General features: G+C 71.7%; 13 protein-coding genes and 1 riboswitch. Of the genes, 7 read left to right on the top strand and 6 right to left on the bottom strand.

The window, feature by feature from the left end; genetic code table 11:
• Position 1 precedes the first annotated feature (1 nt).
• Positions 2-997 (top strand): dihydroxyacetone kinase subunit DhaK, encoded by a 996-nt coding sequence (dhaK, locus tag OIB37_RS05695; protein WP_330456419.1) that lies wholly within the window; start codon positions 2-4, stop codon positions 995-997.
• Positions 998-1,015: 18 nt separating this feature from the next.
• Here the strand turns inward: dhaK and OIB37_RS05690 are convergent, their stop codons facing one another.
• Together OIB37_RS05690 and OIB37_RS05685 are read right to left on the bottom strand one after the other, a co-directional pair.
• Positions 1,016-1,573, bottom strand: a complete 558-nt coding sequence (locus tag OIB37_RS05690) for a hypothetical protein (protein ID WP_330456418.1) — start codon at positions 1,571-1,573, stop codon at positions 1,016-1,018.
• A gap of 248 nt (positions 1,574-1,821) precedes the next feature.
• A complete protein-coding gene (locus OIB37_RS05685) occupies positions 1,822-2,136 on the bottom strand; it encodes a hypothetical protein (protein WP_330461773.1) in 315 nt (104 codons plus the stop codon).
• 251 nt (positions 2,137-2,387) lie between these two features.
• Here OIB37_RS05685 and OIB37_RS05680 point away from each other — a divergent pair, with 251 nt between their 5' ends.
• On the top strand, positions 2,388-3,560 hold the full coding sequence (locus tag OIB37_RS05680) for a SpoIIE family protein phosphatase (RefSeq protein ID WP_330456417.1): 1,173 nt from the start codon (positions 2,388-2,390) through the stop codon (positions 3,558-3,560).
• Positions 3,561-3,572: 12 nt separating this feature from the next.
• Here OIB37_RS05680 and thiE read toward each other — a convergent pair whose 3' ends face one another.
• Together thiE and thiM are read right to left on the bottom strand one after the other, a co-directional pair.
• Positions 3,573-4,250: a thiamine phosphate synthase gene (gene thiE, locus OIB37_RS05675; protein WP_330456416.1), complete on the bottom strand. Its 678-nt coding sequence runs from the start codon at positions 4,248-4,250 to the stop codon at positions 3,573-3,575.
• Complete coding sequence (thiM, locus tag OIB37_RS05670; RefSeq protein ID WP_330456415.1) at positions 4,247-5,071, bottom strand: hydroxyethylthiazole kinase; 825 nt, start codon at positions 5,069-5,071, stop codon at positions 4,247-4,249. The genes thiE and thiM overlap by 4 nt, the downstream gene beginning before the upstream one ends.
• Positions 5,063-5,157: riboswitch (TPP riboswitch) on the bottom strand. Its footprint overlaps the gene before it by 9 nt.
• 177 nt (positions 5,158-5,334) lie before the next feature.
• Between thiM and OIB37_RS05665 the strand changes: the two genes are divergently transcribed.
• Positions 5,335-6,717: a purine-cytosine permease family protein gene (locus OIB37_RS05665; RefSeq protein WP_330456414.1), complete on the top strand. Its 1,383-nt coding sequence runs from the start codon at positions 5,335-5,337 to the stop codon at positions 6,715-6,717.
• Between the two features lie 124 nt (positions 6,718-6,841).
• Here the strand turns inward: OIB37_RS05665 and OIB37_RS05660 are convergent, their stop codons facing one another.
• The gene (locus OIB37_RS05660) at positions 6,842-7,312 is read right to left on the bottom strand and encodes a hypothetical protein (protein ID WP_330456413.1); all 471 of its coding nucleotides are present in this window, start codon (positions 7,310-7,312) and stop codon (positions 6,842-6,844) included.
• A 1-nt stretch (position 7,313) separates the two neighbouring features.
• Positions 7,314-11,303: a DNRLRE domain-containing protein gene (locus tag OIB37_RS05655; RefSeq protein WP_330456412.1), complete on the bottom strand. Its 3,990-nt coding sequence runs from the start codon at positions 11,301-11,303 to the stop codon at positions 7,314-7,316.
• 717 nt (positions 11,304-12,020) lie between these two features.
• Here OIB37_RS05655 and OIB37_RS05650 point away from each other — a divergent pair.
• The 4 genes from OIB37_RS05650 to OIB37_RS05635 all read left to right on the top strand — a co-directional run bounded on the left by OIB37_RS05650 (position 12,021) and on the right by OIB37_RS05635 (position 16,986).
• Complete coding sequence (locus tag OIB37_RS05650; protein WP_330456411.1) at positions 12,021-14,435, top strand: GH32 C-terminal domain-containing protein; 2,415 nt, start codon at positions 12,021-12,023, stop codon at positions 14,433-14,435.
• A 263-nt stretch (positions 14,436-14,698) separates the two neighbouring features.
• The gene (locus OIB37_RS05645) at positions 14,699-15,076 is read left to right on the top strand and encodes an SRPBCC family protein (RefSeq protein ID WP_330456410.1); all 378 of its coding nucleotides are present in this window, start codon (positions 14,699-14,701) and stop codon (positions 15,074-15,076) included.
• 343 nt (positions 15,077-15,419) lie between these two features.
• On the top strand, positions 15,420-16,097 hold the full coding sequence (locus OIB37_RS05640) for a methyltransferase domain-containing protein (RefSeq protein ID WP_330456409.1): 678 nt from the start codon (positions 15,420-15,422) through the stop codon (positions 16,095-16,097).
• 151 nt (positions 16,098-16,248) lie between these two features.
• Entirely contained in the window at positions 16,249-16,986 is a 738-nt protein-coding gene (locus OIB37_RS05635) for a flavodoxin family protein (protein WP_443058117.1), read from the top strand.
• Positions 16,987-16,988: the final 2 nt, after the last annotated feature.

Below are 16,988 nucleotides of genomic sequence, written 5' to 3'. Positions count from 1 at the left end.
GATGAAGAAGTTCGTCAACGACCCGCGGGACTACGTGGCGCAGATGCTGGAGGGGCTCGCCCTGGCCAACCCCGACACGCTGAGGTACGTCCCCGAGTACAACCTGATCATGCGTGCCGACGCCCCGCGGGAGGACAAGGTCTCCATCGTCCAGGGGTCCGGGTCCGGTCACGAGCCGGCGCATGTGATGACCGTCGGCAAGGGGATGCTCGACGCCGCCTGCCCCGGCGACGTGTTCTCCGCCCCGCCGGCCGAGTCGGTCTACGAGACGGTCAGACTGGTCGCCTCCCCGAAGGGTGTCCTGCTGCTGGTCAACAACTACACCGGCGACCGGATGGCCTTCGAGATGGCCGAGGAGCTGTCCCAGGCCGACGGGGTGAGCGTGCGGACGCTGTTCATCGACGACGACGTGGCCGTACAGGACTCGACGTACACCGTCGGCAGACGCGGGGTCGCCGGCAACTTCTTCGTGATGAAGGCCGTCGGCGCGGCCGCCGAGCGGGGCGCGGACCTCGACGAGGTGTACCGGATCGGGGAGAAGGTCAACTCCGTCACCCGGACGATGGGCATGGCGCTCACCGCCTGCACCCCGCCCGCGAAGGGTTCGCCGCTCTTCGAACTTCCCGACGACGCGGTCGAGATGGGCGTCGGCATCCACGGGGAGCCGGGCCGCAGACGGGAGGAGCTGCGGTCGGCGGACGAGATGGTGGGCGAACTCGTCGAGGCGGTGGTGGACGACCTGCCGTTCTCGGCCGGTGACCGTGTCGCGCTGATGGTCAACGGCCTCGGCGGCACACCCATCGGTGAGCTCTACCTCGTGTACGGGCGGGTCCACAGGCAACTGGCCGAGCGAGGCATCGAGATCTGGCGCAGCTACGTGGGGGAGTACTGCACCTCGCTCGACATGGCCGGTGCCTCCGTCACGCTGGTCCGGCTGGACGACGAGATCACCGAACTGCTCGCCGACCCGGCGGAGATCCCGATCCGCGTGTTCTGACCGGCGTGACGAACTCCCCTACAGCGGCAGGACGGTGAGCACCGTCGCGTAGTCGAGGCTGGTGACCCCGGTCTCGGTGGCGCAGTCGGTGAAGGCCAGGTTGGCCGCGGTGAACGTCTCCACCACCTTCTCGCCGAGGAACTCGCCGGAGGTGACCGTGCCGGTCTCGGTCAGCACGGTGTTGGAGCCGACGTGCGCGGCGGTCGCGGTGAAGGAGAAGGACGTGGACCGCCCGTCGTTCCACTCGATCGTCTCCGTGCCCGTCTCGGTCAGGACGGCGTTGCAGCTCAGGTTCAGCAGCGCGGTCACGTTCCGTACGCCGGCCGAGGCGCTGGAGCCGAGCGCCAGGCAACTGCCGGTCGGGCTGTGCTCGTCGATGACGTTCAGCCGGCCGGCCACGGTCACCGTCGTGGGGCGCACGGTGTTGGTCAGGCCGGGGCTGTAGGTCGTATGGCTCCAGCCGGTGCAGGAGATGGTGCCGGCCGCGGCGTGCGCGGGGGTGGAGACGAGGGCGACGTTTCCCAGAGCGAGCGCGAGCAGGCCGACCAGAGTGGTGAGCCGCTTCTTTCCGGTCATGGCGACACCTTTCCAGCGAACGGAGGCGTACGGCGACGGACGCGGACCCGCGACAACTCTCAGGAGCGCAGCCGGACTTCGGCCCGGCGGCGCTCCTGGGAAAGATCCGGGTCCACCGTAACGTCCGGGCTCACCCGGATCCTCGCTAATGCGCTGTATCGGCCAAAAGGTGCCGTCGGGCCGGGCGTTGCCGGCCATGGCGGCCTCGGCAGGTACGGCGAGTACAGCCGGTACGGCGGCCCCGCGGACTACGGCTGCACGCTGATCTCCCCGATGCCCGAACCGAGGACGGAACAGTGGGCGGTGGACTGGTTGACGCCGCCGGGCGGGACCGTGACATGGTCGCCGTCGACGTCGGGTGACCAGCCGCACACGAGGTGCACCCAGAAGGTCTGGGTCTGGGACCCCCGGTTCTCGCACAGGGCGAAGCCGGTGTATTCGTCGTTGTTGTGCTTCCCGGTGGTGCAGGACAGGCCGGGCGGGGTGGCGGCCGCGGCCCGCGACGGGGCGGCCAGCGCCTGGGTGCCCGGGAGGCCCGGACCGAGGAGGAGGACGGCCGTCACGGTGACGGCCCGGGAGAGGTGGCTCCTGTGGTTCACCTTCGACTCCATGTGTGTTGTCTCGTCGAGTCGTGTCCGCGGCGGCTACTCGCCCCGCATACGCGTCCTACCTGCGCCGATCCCCGGCAAAACAGGACCGAAAGTGACTCTGCGTGACAGGCGTGCCGATCCGGTTCTCCCGTGAGGAGGCGTGTCGTACCGCCGATGCCCCGGCCGGCTGTGAGAAAGAGTCGGTGAGACCCAGGGAGGCTGTCGTGGCGCGTGATCGGATCGGACTGGCCGGGGTGCTGGCGAGGGCGGAGGCGGTCGCCCCGATGAGGTCCCTCGACGTCGTCGCGCGTGGTCTGCGTGACCGGTTCGGCGCGTGGTACGTGTCGTTCCTGCTCCTCGACGTGGCCGGCCGCCGGGTGGTGCGGATCAGCGAGGAGGCCACCCCGGACCAGGACAGGCGCGCCGGCGAGACCCCGCTGGCCGGCAGCGCCTACGACGAGGTCCTGCGCACCCAGAGACCGCTGCGGGTGCCGGACGGCGAGCGGGCGGAGCGGGTGCTCGTACCCGTCAGCCACCGGGGCGACACCATCGGCGTGCTCGAACTCTTCCTCCCGCACGCGCCGCAGGACGTGCTGGAGCAGATCGAGGAGACCGCGCACGCGCTGGCGTACGTCATCGTGACCGACCGCCGCTTCACCGACGTCTACCAGTGGAGCCGGCGCACCGCCCCGCTGACCCTGGCCGCCGAGATCCAGCACCAGCTCCTGCCGTCGGCGGCGTCCCACGAGGCGGCCGAGTTCGCGCTCGCCGCGGCCCTGGTGCCGGCCGAGAGCGTCGCCGGTGACACCTACGACTACTCCCTCGACCCCGGCACCCTGCATCTGTCCGTCACGGACGCCATGGGCCACGACGTCGCCGCGTCCCTCATGGCCACCCTCCTGGTCAACGCCTCACGCGGCGCCCGCCGCGAAGGGACCGACCTGGCCGAACAGGCCCGCCGCACCCACCAGGCCCTCCTCGACCACGGACACGGCACCCACGCCACCGGCCAGCTGCTGCGCATCGCCCTCGACGGCCGGGGCGCACAGGTCGTCAACGCGGGCCATCCCTGGCCGCTGCGCCTGCGCGACGGCACGGTCGGCGAGGTGGGCCTGAACGTCGACCTGCCCTTCGGCGTCCCGGCGCCCGGCCCCTACCGGGTGCAGAACCTCGACCTGCGGCCCGGCGACCGCCTCGTACTGCACACCGACGGGATGCGGGAACGCCGGGCGGCGGCCGTCGACCTGCCCGGCCTGATCCATGACACCGCCACCGACCACCCCCGCGAGGTCGTGCGCACCCTGACCGCAGCGGTCACCGAAGCCTGCGAAGGGCGCCTGGCCGACGACGCCACCGTGCTGTGCCTGGACTGGTACGGCCCCGGCAACGCCCCGTAGGGGAGCCGAGGCTCAGGCCCGCACTCCCGAGGCCCACGCGTCCGCGTAGGACCGTGCGGCGGCGCGCGGGTCGGCGGCGGCGCAGATGCCGGAGACGATCGCGCCCCCCGCCGCACCGGACGCGCGCAATGACGGCATGTCGGCCACGAGGACCCCGCCGATCGCGACGGCGGGCAGAGGCGTGGCGCGCACCAGCGCGGCGAACCCCTCGTGCCCCAGGGCGGGCGGCGCGTCGGTCTTGGTGCGCGTCGCGTGCAGGGCCCCGATGCCCACGTAGTCCACCCGGGCCGGGTCCTCGGCGGCGGCCCGCAGCTCGGCCGGGGTCGCGGCGCTCAGACCGAGCACGGCGTCCGCTCCGATCAGCGCGCGGACGGCACCGGGCGGCAGGTCGGACTGCCCGACATGGACGCCGGTGACGCGGGCGCCTGCCGCGCGGGCGGCGAGGAAGACGTCCACCCGGTCGTTGACGAACAGCGCGACCCGCTCCGGAAGCACCACGGAGATCCGCAGCACCGTGTCGAGGAAGGCGCGGGCGGAGGTGTCCTTCTCGCGCACCTGGACGGCGGTGGCGCCACCGGCCACGGCCTCGGCGACCGTCGCCACCGCATCCCGGCCCCGGGCGGCGCACTGCGCGGTGTCGGTGACCAGGTAGACGGAGTAGTCCGGCCGGCCCGGACCGGCGGGGGTCACGCCCACGAGACCGCGGCCCGGGCGGTGAGCGCGGCCTCGTCGAGACCGGCGAGCGCGTCGAGGAAGGCGACGGCGAAGCTGCCGGGCCCCGTGGCGCGCGCCGCGGCCACTTCGGCGGCGACGGTGTAGACGGTGACGGCCGCGGCGGTGGCGGCGAGCCGGTCGCCGTCCGCGGGAACGAGCGACGCGAAGGCGGCCATGACCGCCCCCAGGGCGCACCCGCCGCCGGTCACCCGCGTCAGCAGGGCGTCGCCGTTGGCGACCCGCACGGTCCGGCGCCCGTCGGTGAGCAGGTCGACGGGGCCCGAGACGGCGACGACGCCGCCGGTGGACCGGGCCAGGGAGGCCGCGGCGGACGCGGCGGCCTCGACGTCGTCGGTCGTGTCCACGCCGCGCCCGCCGGAGCCGTTCCCGGCCACCGCGATGATCTCCGAGGCGTTGCCGCGCACCACGGTCGGGGCGAACGCGAGCAGGTCCCGGGCGAGCGCGGTGCGCACCGGCAGCGATCCGACGGCCACCGGGTCGAGGACCCAGGGCGTGCCGGAGCCGGCCGCGGCCCCGGCCGCCTCCGTCATCGCCGCCCGCTGCTCGGCGTGCGGGGTGCCGAGGTTCACCAGCACCCCGGAGGCCACCTTCGCGAACGGTCCCGCCTCCTGGGGGATGTCCACCATCGCCGGGGTCGCGCCGAGCGCGAGCAGCACGTTGGCGGTGAAATTGGTGACCACGTTGTTGGTGAGGCACTGCACCAGCGGGCCGGTCTCCCGCAGTCGCGTGAGCGCCTCGGCACAGAGGGCGGACAGATCGTCGGCAGGGCGCGTCATGCGCGACATCCCTTCGCTGGTACGAGCCAGATCAGGTTCGACGGGTGTGATCTCAGCCCCCGGCGGGGGCACCCCGTGTCTCGTCGAACATGCTAACGCCCTGGTGGGACGGTGGTGGACGCGGACCTCCGGGCCGTGGCCGCGGCGACCCGGTGGCGGCGGCCGCCTTCCGTACGACGACAATGCCGTGTGCCGTGCGATGGCACTGTGGAACCTGCGGGCACCTGTCCCGCCGGTCCTGTCCCCGATCCCAGGAAGCGTTCATGACCATCGACCACGCCGTGTTCGACGGGCGCATGCCCACGGGCTCCCGCGACCTTTCCGTCGAACGGCACGGCATCGGCCCGGTGCCCGAGGACAACCGGTACGGCCGGCCCGCGCGGCTGTTCACCGTCTGGTTCGCACCGAACCTGACCATGACCGGGGTGTTCTCCGGCACCATCGGGATCGCGCTGGGCCTCGGCTTCTGGCCGGCCTTCACCGCCATGGCGCTGGGCACCGTGCTCGGCGCGCTGCCGGCCGCCTACCTGGGCACGTGGGGCAGTCTCACCGGAGCCGGCCAACTCCCGCTGTCACGGCTCGCGTTCGGCCGGGCGGTCGCGCTCCCCGGGGTGCTGCAGTGGCTGTCGTCCATCGCCTGGGACGCGCTGATCGGGCTGTTCGGCGGGGACGCGCTCGCCCGGCTGCTGGGCTGGCCGTTCTGGGCGGGCGTGCTCGGGGTGCTGGTGCTGCAGGGCGTGGTCGGCATCTTCGGGTACGAGGTCATCCACCGGCTCCAGAGCGTGATGACGTTCGTGCTGGGGGCCGCGTTCGCCGCCCTTGGCGTAGCCCTCCTGCGCGGGGTGCCGCTGCCCGTCTCCGGCACTGTCCACGGCCCGGACCAGGTCGGGGCGTTCCTGCTGACCAGCACCGTCGCGCTGAGCCTGTCGCTGTCGTGGGCGCCGTACGCCTCCGACTTCAGCCGCTACCTGCCCACCGGCTCCTCCCGGCCGCGGATGTTCTGGTACACGCTGCTCGGCCTCACCGCCGCCTACGTGGGGGTGGAGACGCTGGGCCTGTGGGCCGGGCGGCTGCTGACCGACCAGACCGCGGCGGGCGTGCAGCGACTGCTGGGCGGCGGGGCGGCCGGCGCGTTCGGCCTGCTGGCCGTCGTGGTCTCCTCGGTGTGCAGCAACGCGATGAACGACTACAGCGGTTCGCTCGCCCTGCAGACCGCCGGGGTGCGCCTGCCCCGGCCGCTCGCCGCGGCCGTCGCGGCCGTGCTCGGCTTCGCGCTCGTGCTGTGGATGCACGCCGCCGACACCACGGCCCGCTTCCAGAACGTGCTTCTGTTCGTGGGGTACTGGATCCCCGGCTTCGTCGGCGTCGTCCTGGTCGACTGGCTCGCCCGGGCCCGCTCACGCGGCGGCCGCCCGCTGGACCTGCGGGCCGAACTGGACCGTCCGCGGCCGTGGTGGCCGGCCGTGCTCGCCTTCGCGGCCGCGTTCGCCGCGGCGGTGCCGTTCATGAACACCACGCTGTACGTCGGGCCGGTCGCCACCGCTCTGCACGGCGGCGACCTGGCCTACTACGCCGCGTTCGTGGCCTCGGTCGCCGTGTACGCCCCGCTGCGCCTGCGCCGAAGCGGCGCTCCGGCAGCGGCCTGACAACGCGTTCTCACCTTCGAGGGGCGCGACCGTACGACGGCACGCCGACCGAAGGCCGGCCGGGCGCCCCGGCAGCGAGCCGGGGCGCCCTCGTCGCGTCCGGACGGGAGCCTGACGACAGGACCTAGTCCGACCCGATGACGAACAGCCACAGCCCGTCGCGCTTGAAGACGGTGAAGGCCTGCTGCTGTCCGGTGCGGCGGAAGTGGATCGTGCCGCCGCGCACGTCGTACGGGTCCTCGGGAGTCAGGTCGACGGAGACCGGTCCCGCCGCCCCCTTGCCGTAGGTGTCGATGACCCGGTGGGCGGCCGCGTCCTCGGCACGGCGGGCGAACCAGCGGCGGTGCCAGGACAGGTCCGTCAGCCGGTCCGCCTCACCGTCGCGCAGACCCCGCACATAGAGCCGGAGATACAGCTTGAGCGCGCCGGGGGCGCCGCGGTCGCCCGTGTACGTCACGGCGGGCAGCCCGGACCGGCTCGCCCCGCGGTAGTCCCACTGGTCGCGAGGCGCGCCCCAGGCCAGTCCGGCACCTCCGGCCAGCAGGACGGCGACCCCGAGAGCGACCCACGGAGTGGTCGTGCGTGTTCGTGTCATGTCAGTACCAGTGGGGTGTGATGTGGGCGATGTAGACCGTGACGCCCGGACGGCGCTTGATGATGGCGGCGAGGTTCGTCTTACGGTAGTGGCTCGAGTGCTGGTAGACCTTGATGGAGCCGGTCGAGGAGCCGGCGGCGTAGATCACTCCGGCGTGGTCGAGGTTGGAGTCCCCGTCGCCCGCGTACTCGAGCAGCATGATGTCGCCGGCCGAGACGCTGCTGAGCTTCTTGACCCAGGTGACGCTGTTCTCCTTGCCCATGAAGTTGGCGAAGTTGTTGGCGGCCGACCAGGAGTAGGTCATGTCCGACTTCGACTTGCGCCACCATTCGTACGGGCTGCGCTTGATGTCGACGACCGATCCGTACTCCATGTGCGCGCCGCCTCCCCTGTTCAGGGACTTGGAGGCGAAGTTGGTGCAGTCGGTGCGCAGTTCGTCCTTGTCCTTGTAGTGCTGCGCGGCCCAGGAGGCGGTGCCGCCGTGGCTGAAGGAAGCGCGCTTGGCGACGCCCGAGGGCGCGCTGTCCGCGGGGAGGGCGTCTCCGTCGGTGTAGAAGGCGTCCATGCCGGGCGCCGTGGTGTCGGTGTCGTCGCTGTCGAGCGGGACCTGCGCGGCCGCGGTGTCGGAGGCGGACAGGTTCGTCAGGAAGTCGTCGGCGGACAGCCGCTGGGTGAGGACGGGCGCCGGACCGCTGGTGTCGAAGGTGTAGACCTCGTACGCGTCCTCTTCGTTCTGGTCGCTGCCGTCGGTCATGGTGCTGGTGCCCGTGTGGTGGGTGTACACCAGGTCGGAGGTGCTGCTCAGTGGTCCGGCGGTGGTGCCGGCCAGGGTCGTGGTGATGGTGGAGTAGCCGAGTCCGTCACCGGCGAAACGGGCCTTCTCTGCGAGCAGGTCGTCCTCGTCGGTGTGCAACTGGGTGCTGAACGACGCCCCGTTGGCGCTGCCGGCGACGGCGGCGTCCGCGCTCGCGTAGGTGCCGGTGAGCAGCCCGCTCCGCGCGTCGAGGTACTGCTGGAGGATCGACTGGTAGGTGGTGCCGCTCGCGGAGTGGGTCGCGGCGGGCCTGGTCAGCGCGGACGTCGCGGGGGCGCTGGTGCCGTGGGAGGTGGTCGCGGTGACCGTGACGGTGTATCCGCCGCCGTTGACGAGACCGGAGAGCACGGCCGTGGTGCCGACGGTCGCGGCGTCGACCGTGGTCTGCGCGGCCTGCGTGGTGCCGGCCGTGTAGGCGGTCACGGTGTACGAGGTGATGTCGCCGGAGTAGCCGGTGTTCTCCGGGGCGTTCCAGTGGACCAGCAGTCCGGAGGAGGCCGGCGTGGCGGTGACGGCGGTGGGCGCGTCGGGGGCACCGGGTACGAGGTAGGTGACGGTGAGCTTGGTGCCGGAGGCCGGGTAGGTGGCGCCGGTGGTGGTGTCGGAGCCCTCGTCCGCGGCCTGCAGCGCGAGTCCCTCATCGGGATTCGAGCCGTCGAGCCAGAGCTGGACGGCTGAGGTGACGTCGAGCGCGGCCGGGTCGGCGGCGCTCACGTCCAGCGTGTCGCCGCTGGCCGCGGCGACCAGGTCGGTGCCGGTGCCGTCGGTGGCCCAGTCGGCGTTGAGGGGATGGACCTCGATGTCGTGTGCCTCGCAGCCGCCCATGCAGCCGGCGGTGCCCATGCTCAGGGTCGCCGAGGTGACCTGGGCGCCGGAGGGGATCGAGGACAGGTCGGGCAGGACGTAACCGCGCCAGTGCGTGGTGCCGGAGGCGCCGACCTTCAGCGTGCTCGCCTTCGTGCCGGTGCACGCGGAACCGGAGCAGTCGGTGGCTCCCGTGTCCACGGTCGCCTGGGTCATTGCCGAGCTGCCGATCACCGTCGTGGTGGTGGTGGGCGTGGCCGGCGCACCCGGGAGGTGGACGGTGAAGCTCTGCGGGTCGGTGTAGCCGGAGCAGCGGCTGTTGGAGCAGGCCCGCATCTTCCAGGTGTACGTGGACCCGTCGTTGAGCAGACCCGCGGGGACCTGCACCGCGGCCCGTTCGCCGTTGCCCGTGCCGATCGTGGCCAGCGGGCTGCCGCCGAGGGCCGCGCCGGTGGAGTCGTAGAGCAGGAAGTCGGCCTGGACGGTGTTGCCGGACGGAGCGGAGGCCACGCCGGACAGGATGGGGGTGAGCGTCTGGGTCGCGCCGCTCTGGAGCGCGGTGGGAAGGTCGGCGGGGGGCTTGGGCGCCTTGGACGTGTCCACGGTGAAGTTCAGCCAGCTGGACCAGGCCGAGTAGTCGGTGCCGTCACTGCTGCGGACCTGGAACTTGTACGCCGTACGGTCGGAGAGGACACCCGCGGGGACCGACCAGGCGGCCTTGGCGCCGGACGCCACCGAGGCTCCGGAGCCCGTGGCGACGACGGTGCCGGCGCTGGTGGCGAGGGAGAACTGCGTGGTGAGGCTGTTGGCGTCGGCGTCCTTGACCAGGGCGGCCAGTGCCGGGGTGGTGGAGGTGACGTAGGCGGCGCTGCCGGAGGTGCTGCCCGGGGTGGCCTGGAGGCCGGAAGGCTTGGCGGGCAGGGTGTTGTAGGTGACGGCGAGAGTGGGCTCACGCGTGGCGGTGTTGCAGGAGCTGTGCGACGAATCCGGGTTCATCGAGCAGAAGCGCTTGCCGTAGGTGAGGTCGTCGCCGGCGTTGTTCATCACGATGCCGTGCTGGTCGTGGGTGCCGTCCACCCAGCCCTTGATGATCTTGGTGATGTCGACGGTCTCGGAGGCGTTGGCGCACCCGTCGGTCTCGTCACCGTGGTTGAAGCTGTCGCTGACCCACCAGCTCGCGGTGTAGTCGGAGACCGGCTTGTTGGCCCACACGGTCGACGAGGAGAAGCCGGAGTCGAGCGGATGGATGGATATCGGCTGCGGCGTGCAGGTGTTGGCGTCGTACTGGTAGAGCTTCAGCTGGGCGCTGACCACGTGCTTGCCGAGGATCGCGTCGAGCTTCCAGTTCAGGTACGAGCGGTAGTTCGTGGTGCCGCTGTCCCACGTTCCGACCATCAGGCGGTAACTGCTGATCTCGGGCGTGGTGTTGCCGGTGTAGACGTACGTGTCGCCGACGCGGCTGAGCGAGGAGATGTCCGGGTCGATGGTGACCGGGTAGACCGTGCGGGGGCTGGTCAGGAACTTCATGGACGGGCGCAGCTGCATCAGGGTGCTGCCGTCCGGGCCCTTGGCCAGCGTGGTGGCGACCTTGTGCTCGTCGTCCGGGACGGCCTCGGCTCCGTGCGCGGAGTCCCACATCGTGAACTGGTGGGCCGATGCCACGGTGACGCCGGACGTGCCGCTGCGCATGGCGAGCGCGCCGTTCCTGGTCTGGCGGACGCCGACCTTGCCGCCGAGGACGAGCGGAAGCTTGAGCGCGAGGTTCCTGGACGGCCGGGCGGTGAGCACGACATGGGCCGTGAAGCCGCTCGCGGTGGTCGACACCACCAGGTTCTCGGCGGCGGACACCCGGTAGGTCGCCACACCGCCGTGGACCTTGGGCGCCGGCAGCCGCGAGGGCCAGCCGACGCCGACCTTCGAGCCGTCGCTCTTGGTCATGGTGGCGGCGGTGCGCGAACCGCCGCCGGATATCACCACGGGGACCGGCGAGTTCCTCGGCATCCAGCCGTGCTTGCCGACGCGTCGGAGGGTGAGGTCGACGGGGGCGTAGGTGCCGTCCGCGTGCGCGATGCGCTGCTGGCCCTCGGACAGCTGCGTGGTGAGCGTGCCGTCGGGGTTGGCGTAGGTGGTCGAGAACTCGTCGTCCAGTCCGGTGATGTGGACCGGTTCGCCGGTGTCCGAGGCCTCGGACAGGGCGGATGCCGCGTCCCCCGCCGTGCCGTCCCCCGTCGTGCCGTCCGCCTGCGCGTCGGACCGTGACAGGGCCGGGGCGGCCACCGCGGAGCCGGCGATCCCGGCGGCGAGCGTGATGTTCAGCGTGAGCGCCGCGGCGGCCAGGACCGCCGTGCGTCTCGCAGCTCTGAGAGCGGGCAAGTGCATTCCTTGATCAAAGTGTGGAGTCCAGTGGATGCTCACAGGAACTTCACTCTCTCTTCAAGGGCCGGCGGCCGAAAGTACCTCTTCTTTACCTGGTCACGAGGGCCCTGCCGTGAAGGCTGCCCGCGCACGGTCGGTCCCGTCGAGAGGTGGAGGGGGCGGACGTCGTCGACACGCGGACCGGCCTCACCGAGGAGCGCAAGGCCGCCTTCGGCAACGGCGACGCGGGTCCATACCGGCGCGGAACCGGATCGGGCCCGGCGTTGCTCCCGTGGATCAGGCGTACCGGCCCGAGGTCGACCACGGACAGGCCGGTGTGTACGACACCCGAGGGGCCGACCGGCGTCAGCTTGTGCGGGTGAGGTGCTGGGCGAAGTTCACCCGGAACTCGTCGATGTCCGAGGTACGCACCACCAGGAGGCGTTCGAGCGTGGACACCCGGCTCACCGTCTCCCACTTGCCGCGTCGTTCCTCGTCAGGCCATGCGCCGACGGGCCCGCGGCTCAATGCCCGGCGCCCTTGGCCGGTCGGCGCGAACCGCGCGGCGTTGACGAGTCGGGCGTGCGGTCCCATCATCGGACATCGGGCGGTCGCGGGCGATAACGTTGTCATGGATGTCATGTCCCTGACTCATCTGTCGGTGCCCGTCCGTCCTGCCCGTCCTGCCGTCACTGCCGTCCTGCCCGTCCGCCCAAGCGCCGAGAGTGGGTTCGCATGCGTCGAAGAGCCTGGGCCCTGCTCGTCTCCCTGGCCGCGGTCCTGGCCGCGATCGTTCCGAGCACGCCGGCGGTCGCCGGGACCGTGCAGGACTATCCGGAGTTCCCCTACCCGCCGACCACCTACAGCGAGCCGTACCGGGGCCAGTTCCACTTCAGTTCCCGGTCCGGCTGGATGAACGATCCCAACGGCCTCGTCCACGCCAACGGGCTCTATCACTTCTTCTACCAGCACAACCCGCACGGCCTGGCCTGGGACACCATGCACTGGGGCCACGCCACCAGCCCCGACCTGGTCCACTGGACGCAGAAGCCGGTGGCCCTGGAACCCGGAGTCCATCCGGGCACGCTGTTCTCCGGCGGCGGCGTCGTCGACAAGGACAACACCTCAGGCCTCAGGACCGGTTCGCTCGACCCGATCGTCGTGTTCTCCAACACCGACGGCGTGAGCGTCTTCTACAGCAACGACGACGGGCGGACCTTCCAGGCGTACGACAAAGGACGCAAGGTCATCGACATCCCGGACGAGAGCCGTGACCCGAAGGTCTTCTGGGACGCGGCCAGGCACCGCTGGGCGATGGTGGTGTGGTCCTCCCAGGGCGGCAACGGGGTGAACATCTACACCTCGGCGAACCTGCTGGACTGGACCTTCGCCAGCCGTTTCGCCGCGCCGTGGCTCTTCGAGTGCCCCGACCTGTACCCCCTCGCCCTGGACGGCGACGCCGGCCGGCAGAAGTGGGTCATGACGTCCGCGTCCAGCCAGTACGTCGTCGGTTCCTTCGACGGCAATACCTTCGCCACGGACTGGACGCAGCCGCGGCAGATGGACCTCGGCACCACCTACGCGGGCGGCGGCTTCTACGCGGCCGAGACGTTCACCGGCATGCCCGACGGGCGTACCGTGCAGATGGCCTGGCAGGGCGGAAACCACGGCAGCACCTGGACGGGCAACGCCACCTTCCCGGCGGCCCTCGCCCTGGTGACCACCCCCGACGGCCCCCGCGTCACCCGTACGCCCGTCGCCGAGCTGGAATCCCTCGCCTCGGACAGCCAGACCTGGAAGGACCGGACGCTCGACACCGCCGGGACGGGCAACCTCCTGTCCGGGGTCAGGGCCGACACCTACGAACTGAACGCGCAGTTCGACGTCACGGGCGCCACGGCCGCGCAGTTCGGCTTCGACCTGCATCTGCGCTCGGACGGCACCGCCGACCGCAGGGTGGTCTACGACACCAAGGCCCAGACGCTCCAGGGCAAGCCGCTCAAGCCGAGGAACGGCAAGGTCACGATGCGCGTCCTCGTGGACCGGGGACAGCTGGAGATCTTCGCCGACGGCGGTCTGTACTCCCTGTCCGACAACGCCGACTTCGACTCCTCCGCCGACAGCCAGGGAATCGGACTCTTCTCCCTCGGGGGCAGGGTGAGGCTGGACAGCGCGACCTTCACACGCCTCAACACCAGCTGGGGCACCGGCCAGTCGACGCTGTCGAGCAACCTGAAGGGCCCCTGGCACGCCTCGGGCGGGACCTGGAGCGACGTCAGCGGCGGGAAGCGGGTCTCCGCCTCCGGTGACGCCTTCTACCTCAGCGCGACCGGCGGGAGCGACGCGACCTACCAGGGCGACATCAGCCTCGACTCCGCGCGGGCCGGCGGTCTCACCTTCCGCGCGAACGCGGCGGGCGCCGGGTACACGGCGAACATCGACACCGGCGGCGTCGTCAAACTGTGGCGTCCCGGCAAGGACATCGCCACGTACGCCACACCCATCGCGGCGGGCAGCACCCACCACCTGAAGGTGCAGACGGCCGGTGACCGCATCCGGGTCTGGCTCGACAACGGTACGGATCCGGTCATCGACGCGACCGACGCCACCTACCCGAGCGGCCTGTTCGGCGCCAACGTCTACAACGGTACGGCGACGGTGCGGAACCTCGACACCGGATCCGGCGGCTTCGCGGCGTTCCCCGCGGGACGGTGGACCCCGCGGGGCGGCACCTGGACGGTCGAGCCCGACGGGCTGCACGGCAGCGGCGCGCAGGACGGCTTCTACCTCAGCGACCGCACCGGCACGGACTTCACCTACCAGGGCGACCTGTCGGTCACCAACGGCACCGCCACCGGTCTCACCTTCCGCGCCGAGTCCGGTGGCGCGGGCTACACGGCGAACATCGACACCAGTGGCGTGGTGAAACTCTGGCGTCCCGGCAGGGACATAGCGGTGTTCAGGACGACCGTCGTCGAGGGCCGCACCTACCACCTGAAGGTGCAGACGGCCGGCGACCGCATCCGGGTCTGGCTCGGCAACGGCGCCGACCCGGTCATCGACGCCACCGACGACACCTACCCGAGCGGCCTGTTCGGCGTGAACGCCTTCGCGGGGAACACGGTGGCGCAGAACCTGACCGTCGGCTGAGCGCCGCCGCGGCTCCGCGCGACGGCCCGGAGCGCACGGTCGGACGCGGCGTACGGCGCGTGCCCGGTACGCGCCGCACGCCGTCCGGCCCGTACCGGGCAAGCGCCTTGAGGATGCGGGCGGTGCGGTCTGCCGTGATGGTGGAAGGGGGTGGGGCACCGCCGAGCCGACGCGACGGGTGGGAGTGCCGTCATGGAGCAGCCGCGACACGTCGAGACGACCGTTCGCCGCGCCACCGAGGACACCAGTCGGCCATGGGCCGCATGACCCTCCGAGCCGTCGGACCGGCTCGGCCGGACACCGTCTGGCGTCGCTACACGTGCCTCGACCAGTGGGCGTCGTGGTCGCCGCAGATCAGGGCCGTGCACGCGGACCGCCGGGAGGTGTCTCCCGGGCTGAGCGGCACGGTCCAGACCTTCGCGGGCATCCGCATCGCCTTCCTCGTCGAGGATGTCGACGAGGAAGAGCGCAGCTGGACCTGGCGCGTGCGCCTGGGCCCGGCCCGGCTTCGGCTGCGACACGACGTGCGCGCCCATGCCGAAGGAAGCGAGACGAGCCTCGTCCTGCAGGGACCCGCGCCCCTGCTCGCCGCCTACGCCCCCCTCGCGCGCCTCGCCCTCCACCGCCTCGTCCAGCCCTGACCGCCCGGGCTCGGCATCGCTCGGGCTCGGCAACGCTCGGCATCGCCTGGTCGTCGTACTCGGGGCGACACGCGTTCGACCCACCCTGCTCCTTTCGGGCGAACGGGAGGGGCTTCACCCATCCGCGGCCGGGGCGGGAGCGGATTCCCCGTGTCCGCCGCGACGGCGTGGCGGGCGGCGCGGCGCCGGGTCAGCCCGGAACAGGGGGCGCCCGGTGTCGTACGCACCGCTCGGTCGGCCGGTCGCAGTACAACGGGAGCCGAGCTGATCTCCTGGCGCGTGCGAGTCGGTCAGGATGTGGGAGAAGACGTGGCCTGTCGGGCCGGGGCAGCGGGGAGCGCGTGTGAGCATTGCCGGTTCGGCCGGGGCAAGCCCCCCGGAGCCCTGGAACAGCGGCCTCTACGCGCAGGCGGTCGACGCGCGGGAGGGCGATCTGTCACTGCGCGACGGGGAGGGGTGGTGCCTGCCTCTCGACGTCGGGAGGTGGTGCCGGCGGGCGGACACCGGGGACCGGTCGGTCGTGGAGCGGTGCGAGGGCCGGGTGCTGGACATCGGCTGCGGGGCCGGGCGGATCGTCGAGGCCCTGACCCTGCGCGGGCACAGCGCGCTGGGGATCGACGTGTGTCCCTCGGCCGTCGTCGCGACGGTCTCCCGGGGCGGGGCCGCACGCAGCGGGTCGGTGTTCGGTCCGCTGCCGGAGGAGGGCAGGTGGGACACGGCGCTGCTCATGGACGGGAACATCGGCATCGGCGGCGAACCGCGCCGGCTCCTGCGACGGGTCCGGGACCTCGTGCATGAGCATGGGCTGCTGATCGTGGAAACCTCCCGCGACGACGTGGACGAACGCCGGCGCGTCCGTATCCACGTCGGGCAGCGGGCCGCGAGCCCCGTCTTCTCCTGGGCCGTCGTCGGCACCCGCGCCCTGATTCGGCACGGTCGGCTGTCGGGCTGGACGGCCGTCGAGGAGTGGACCACCTCCCCGGCGGACCGCCACTTCGTGGTCCTGCGCGCCCGCTCCTGAGCGCGTCCCACCGTGCGGCGCAGCCGCAGCCGCACCTCCGGGGCCATTCGGAGGCGTGCGGTGGCAGCTGCCGCGGTCGGCTCGCACGCTGGGTCCGGATGTGGACGCACCGCCGTGATCCGTGCGGCGGCAGGGGCTCTGGGAGGACCGTGTGACTGCTTCGTCGCCCGCCACCGACGCACCGCCGGCCAGGTACGACGACCTGCGGGCCATGGTGATCAACTGCACCCTCAAGCGCTCGCCGCAGACGAGCAACACCCAGGGGCTGATCGACCGCAGCACCGCCATCATGGACGCCCAGGGCGTGCACGTCGACGTCGTACGGGCGGTGGATCACGACATCGCCACCGGCGTGTGGCCCGACATGACGGAGCACGGCTGGGAGCGGGACGCCTGGCCCGACCTGTACCGGCAGGTCCTGGCGGCCGACATCCTGGTACTGGCCGGCCCCATCTGGCTGGGCGACAACAGCTCGGTGATGAAGCGGGTGATCGAACGCCTCTACGCCTGCTCCAGCCTGCTCAACGAAGAGGGGCAGTACACCTATTACGGCCGGGTGGGCGGCTGTCTGATCACCGGCAACGAGGACGGCGTCAAGCACTGCGCCATGAACGTCCTCTACAGCCTGCAGCACCTGGGCTACACCGTCCCGCCCCAGGCGGACGCCGGGTGGATCGGCGAGGCGGGCCCCGGTGCCTCGTACCTCGATCCCGGCTCCGGCGGTCCGGAGAACGACTTCACCAACCGCAACACCACCTTCATGACCTGGAACCTGCTGCACATGGCCCGGGCGCTGAAGGACCTCGGCGGCTTTCCCGCCTACGGCAACCAGCGCACCGCCTGGGACGCCGGCTGCCGCCGCGACTACGAGAACCCCGAACACCGGTAGGG

This window comes from Streptomyces sp. NBC_00820 (assembly GCF_036347055.1).
Taxonomy (GTDB): domain Bacteria; phylum Actinomycetota; class Actinomycetes; order Streptomycetales; family Streptomycetaceae; genus Streptomyces.
Note: the sequence above shows the minus strand (reverse complement) of the source record. Positions and strands in the feature narration are given on the sequence as shown.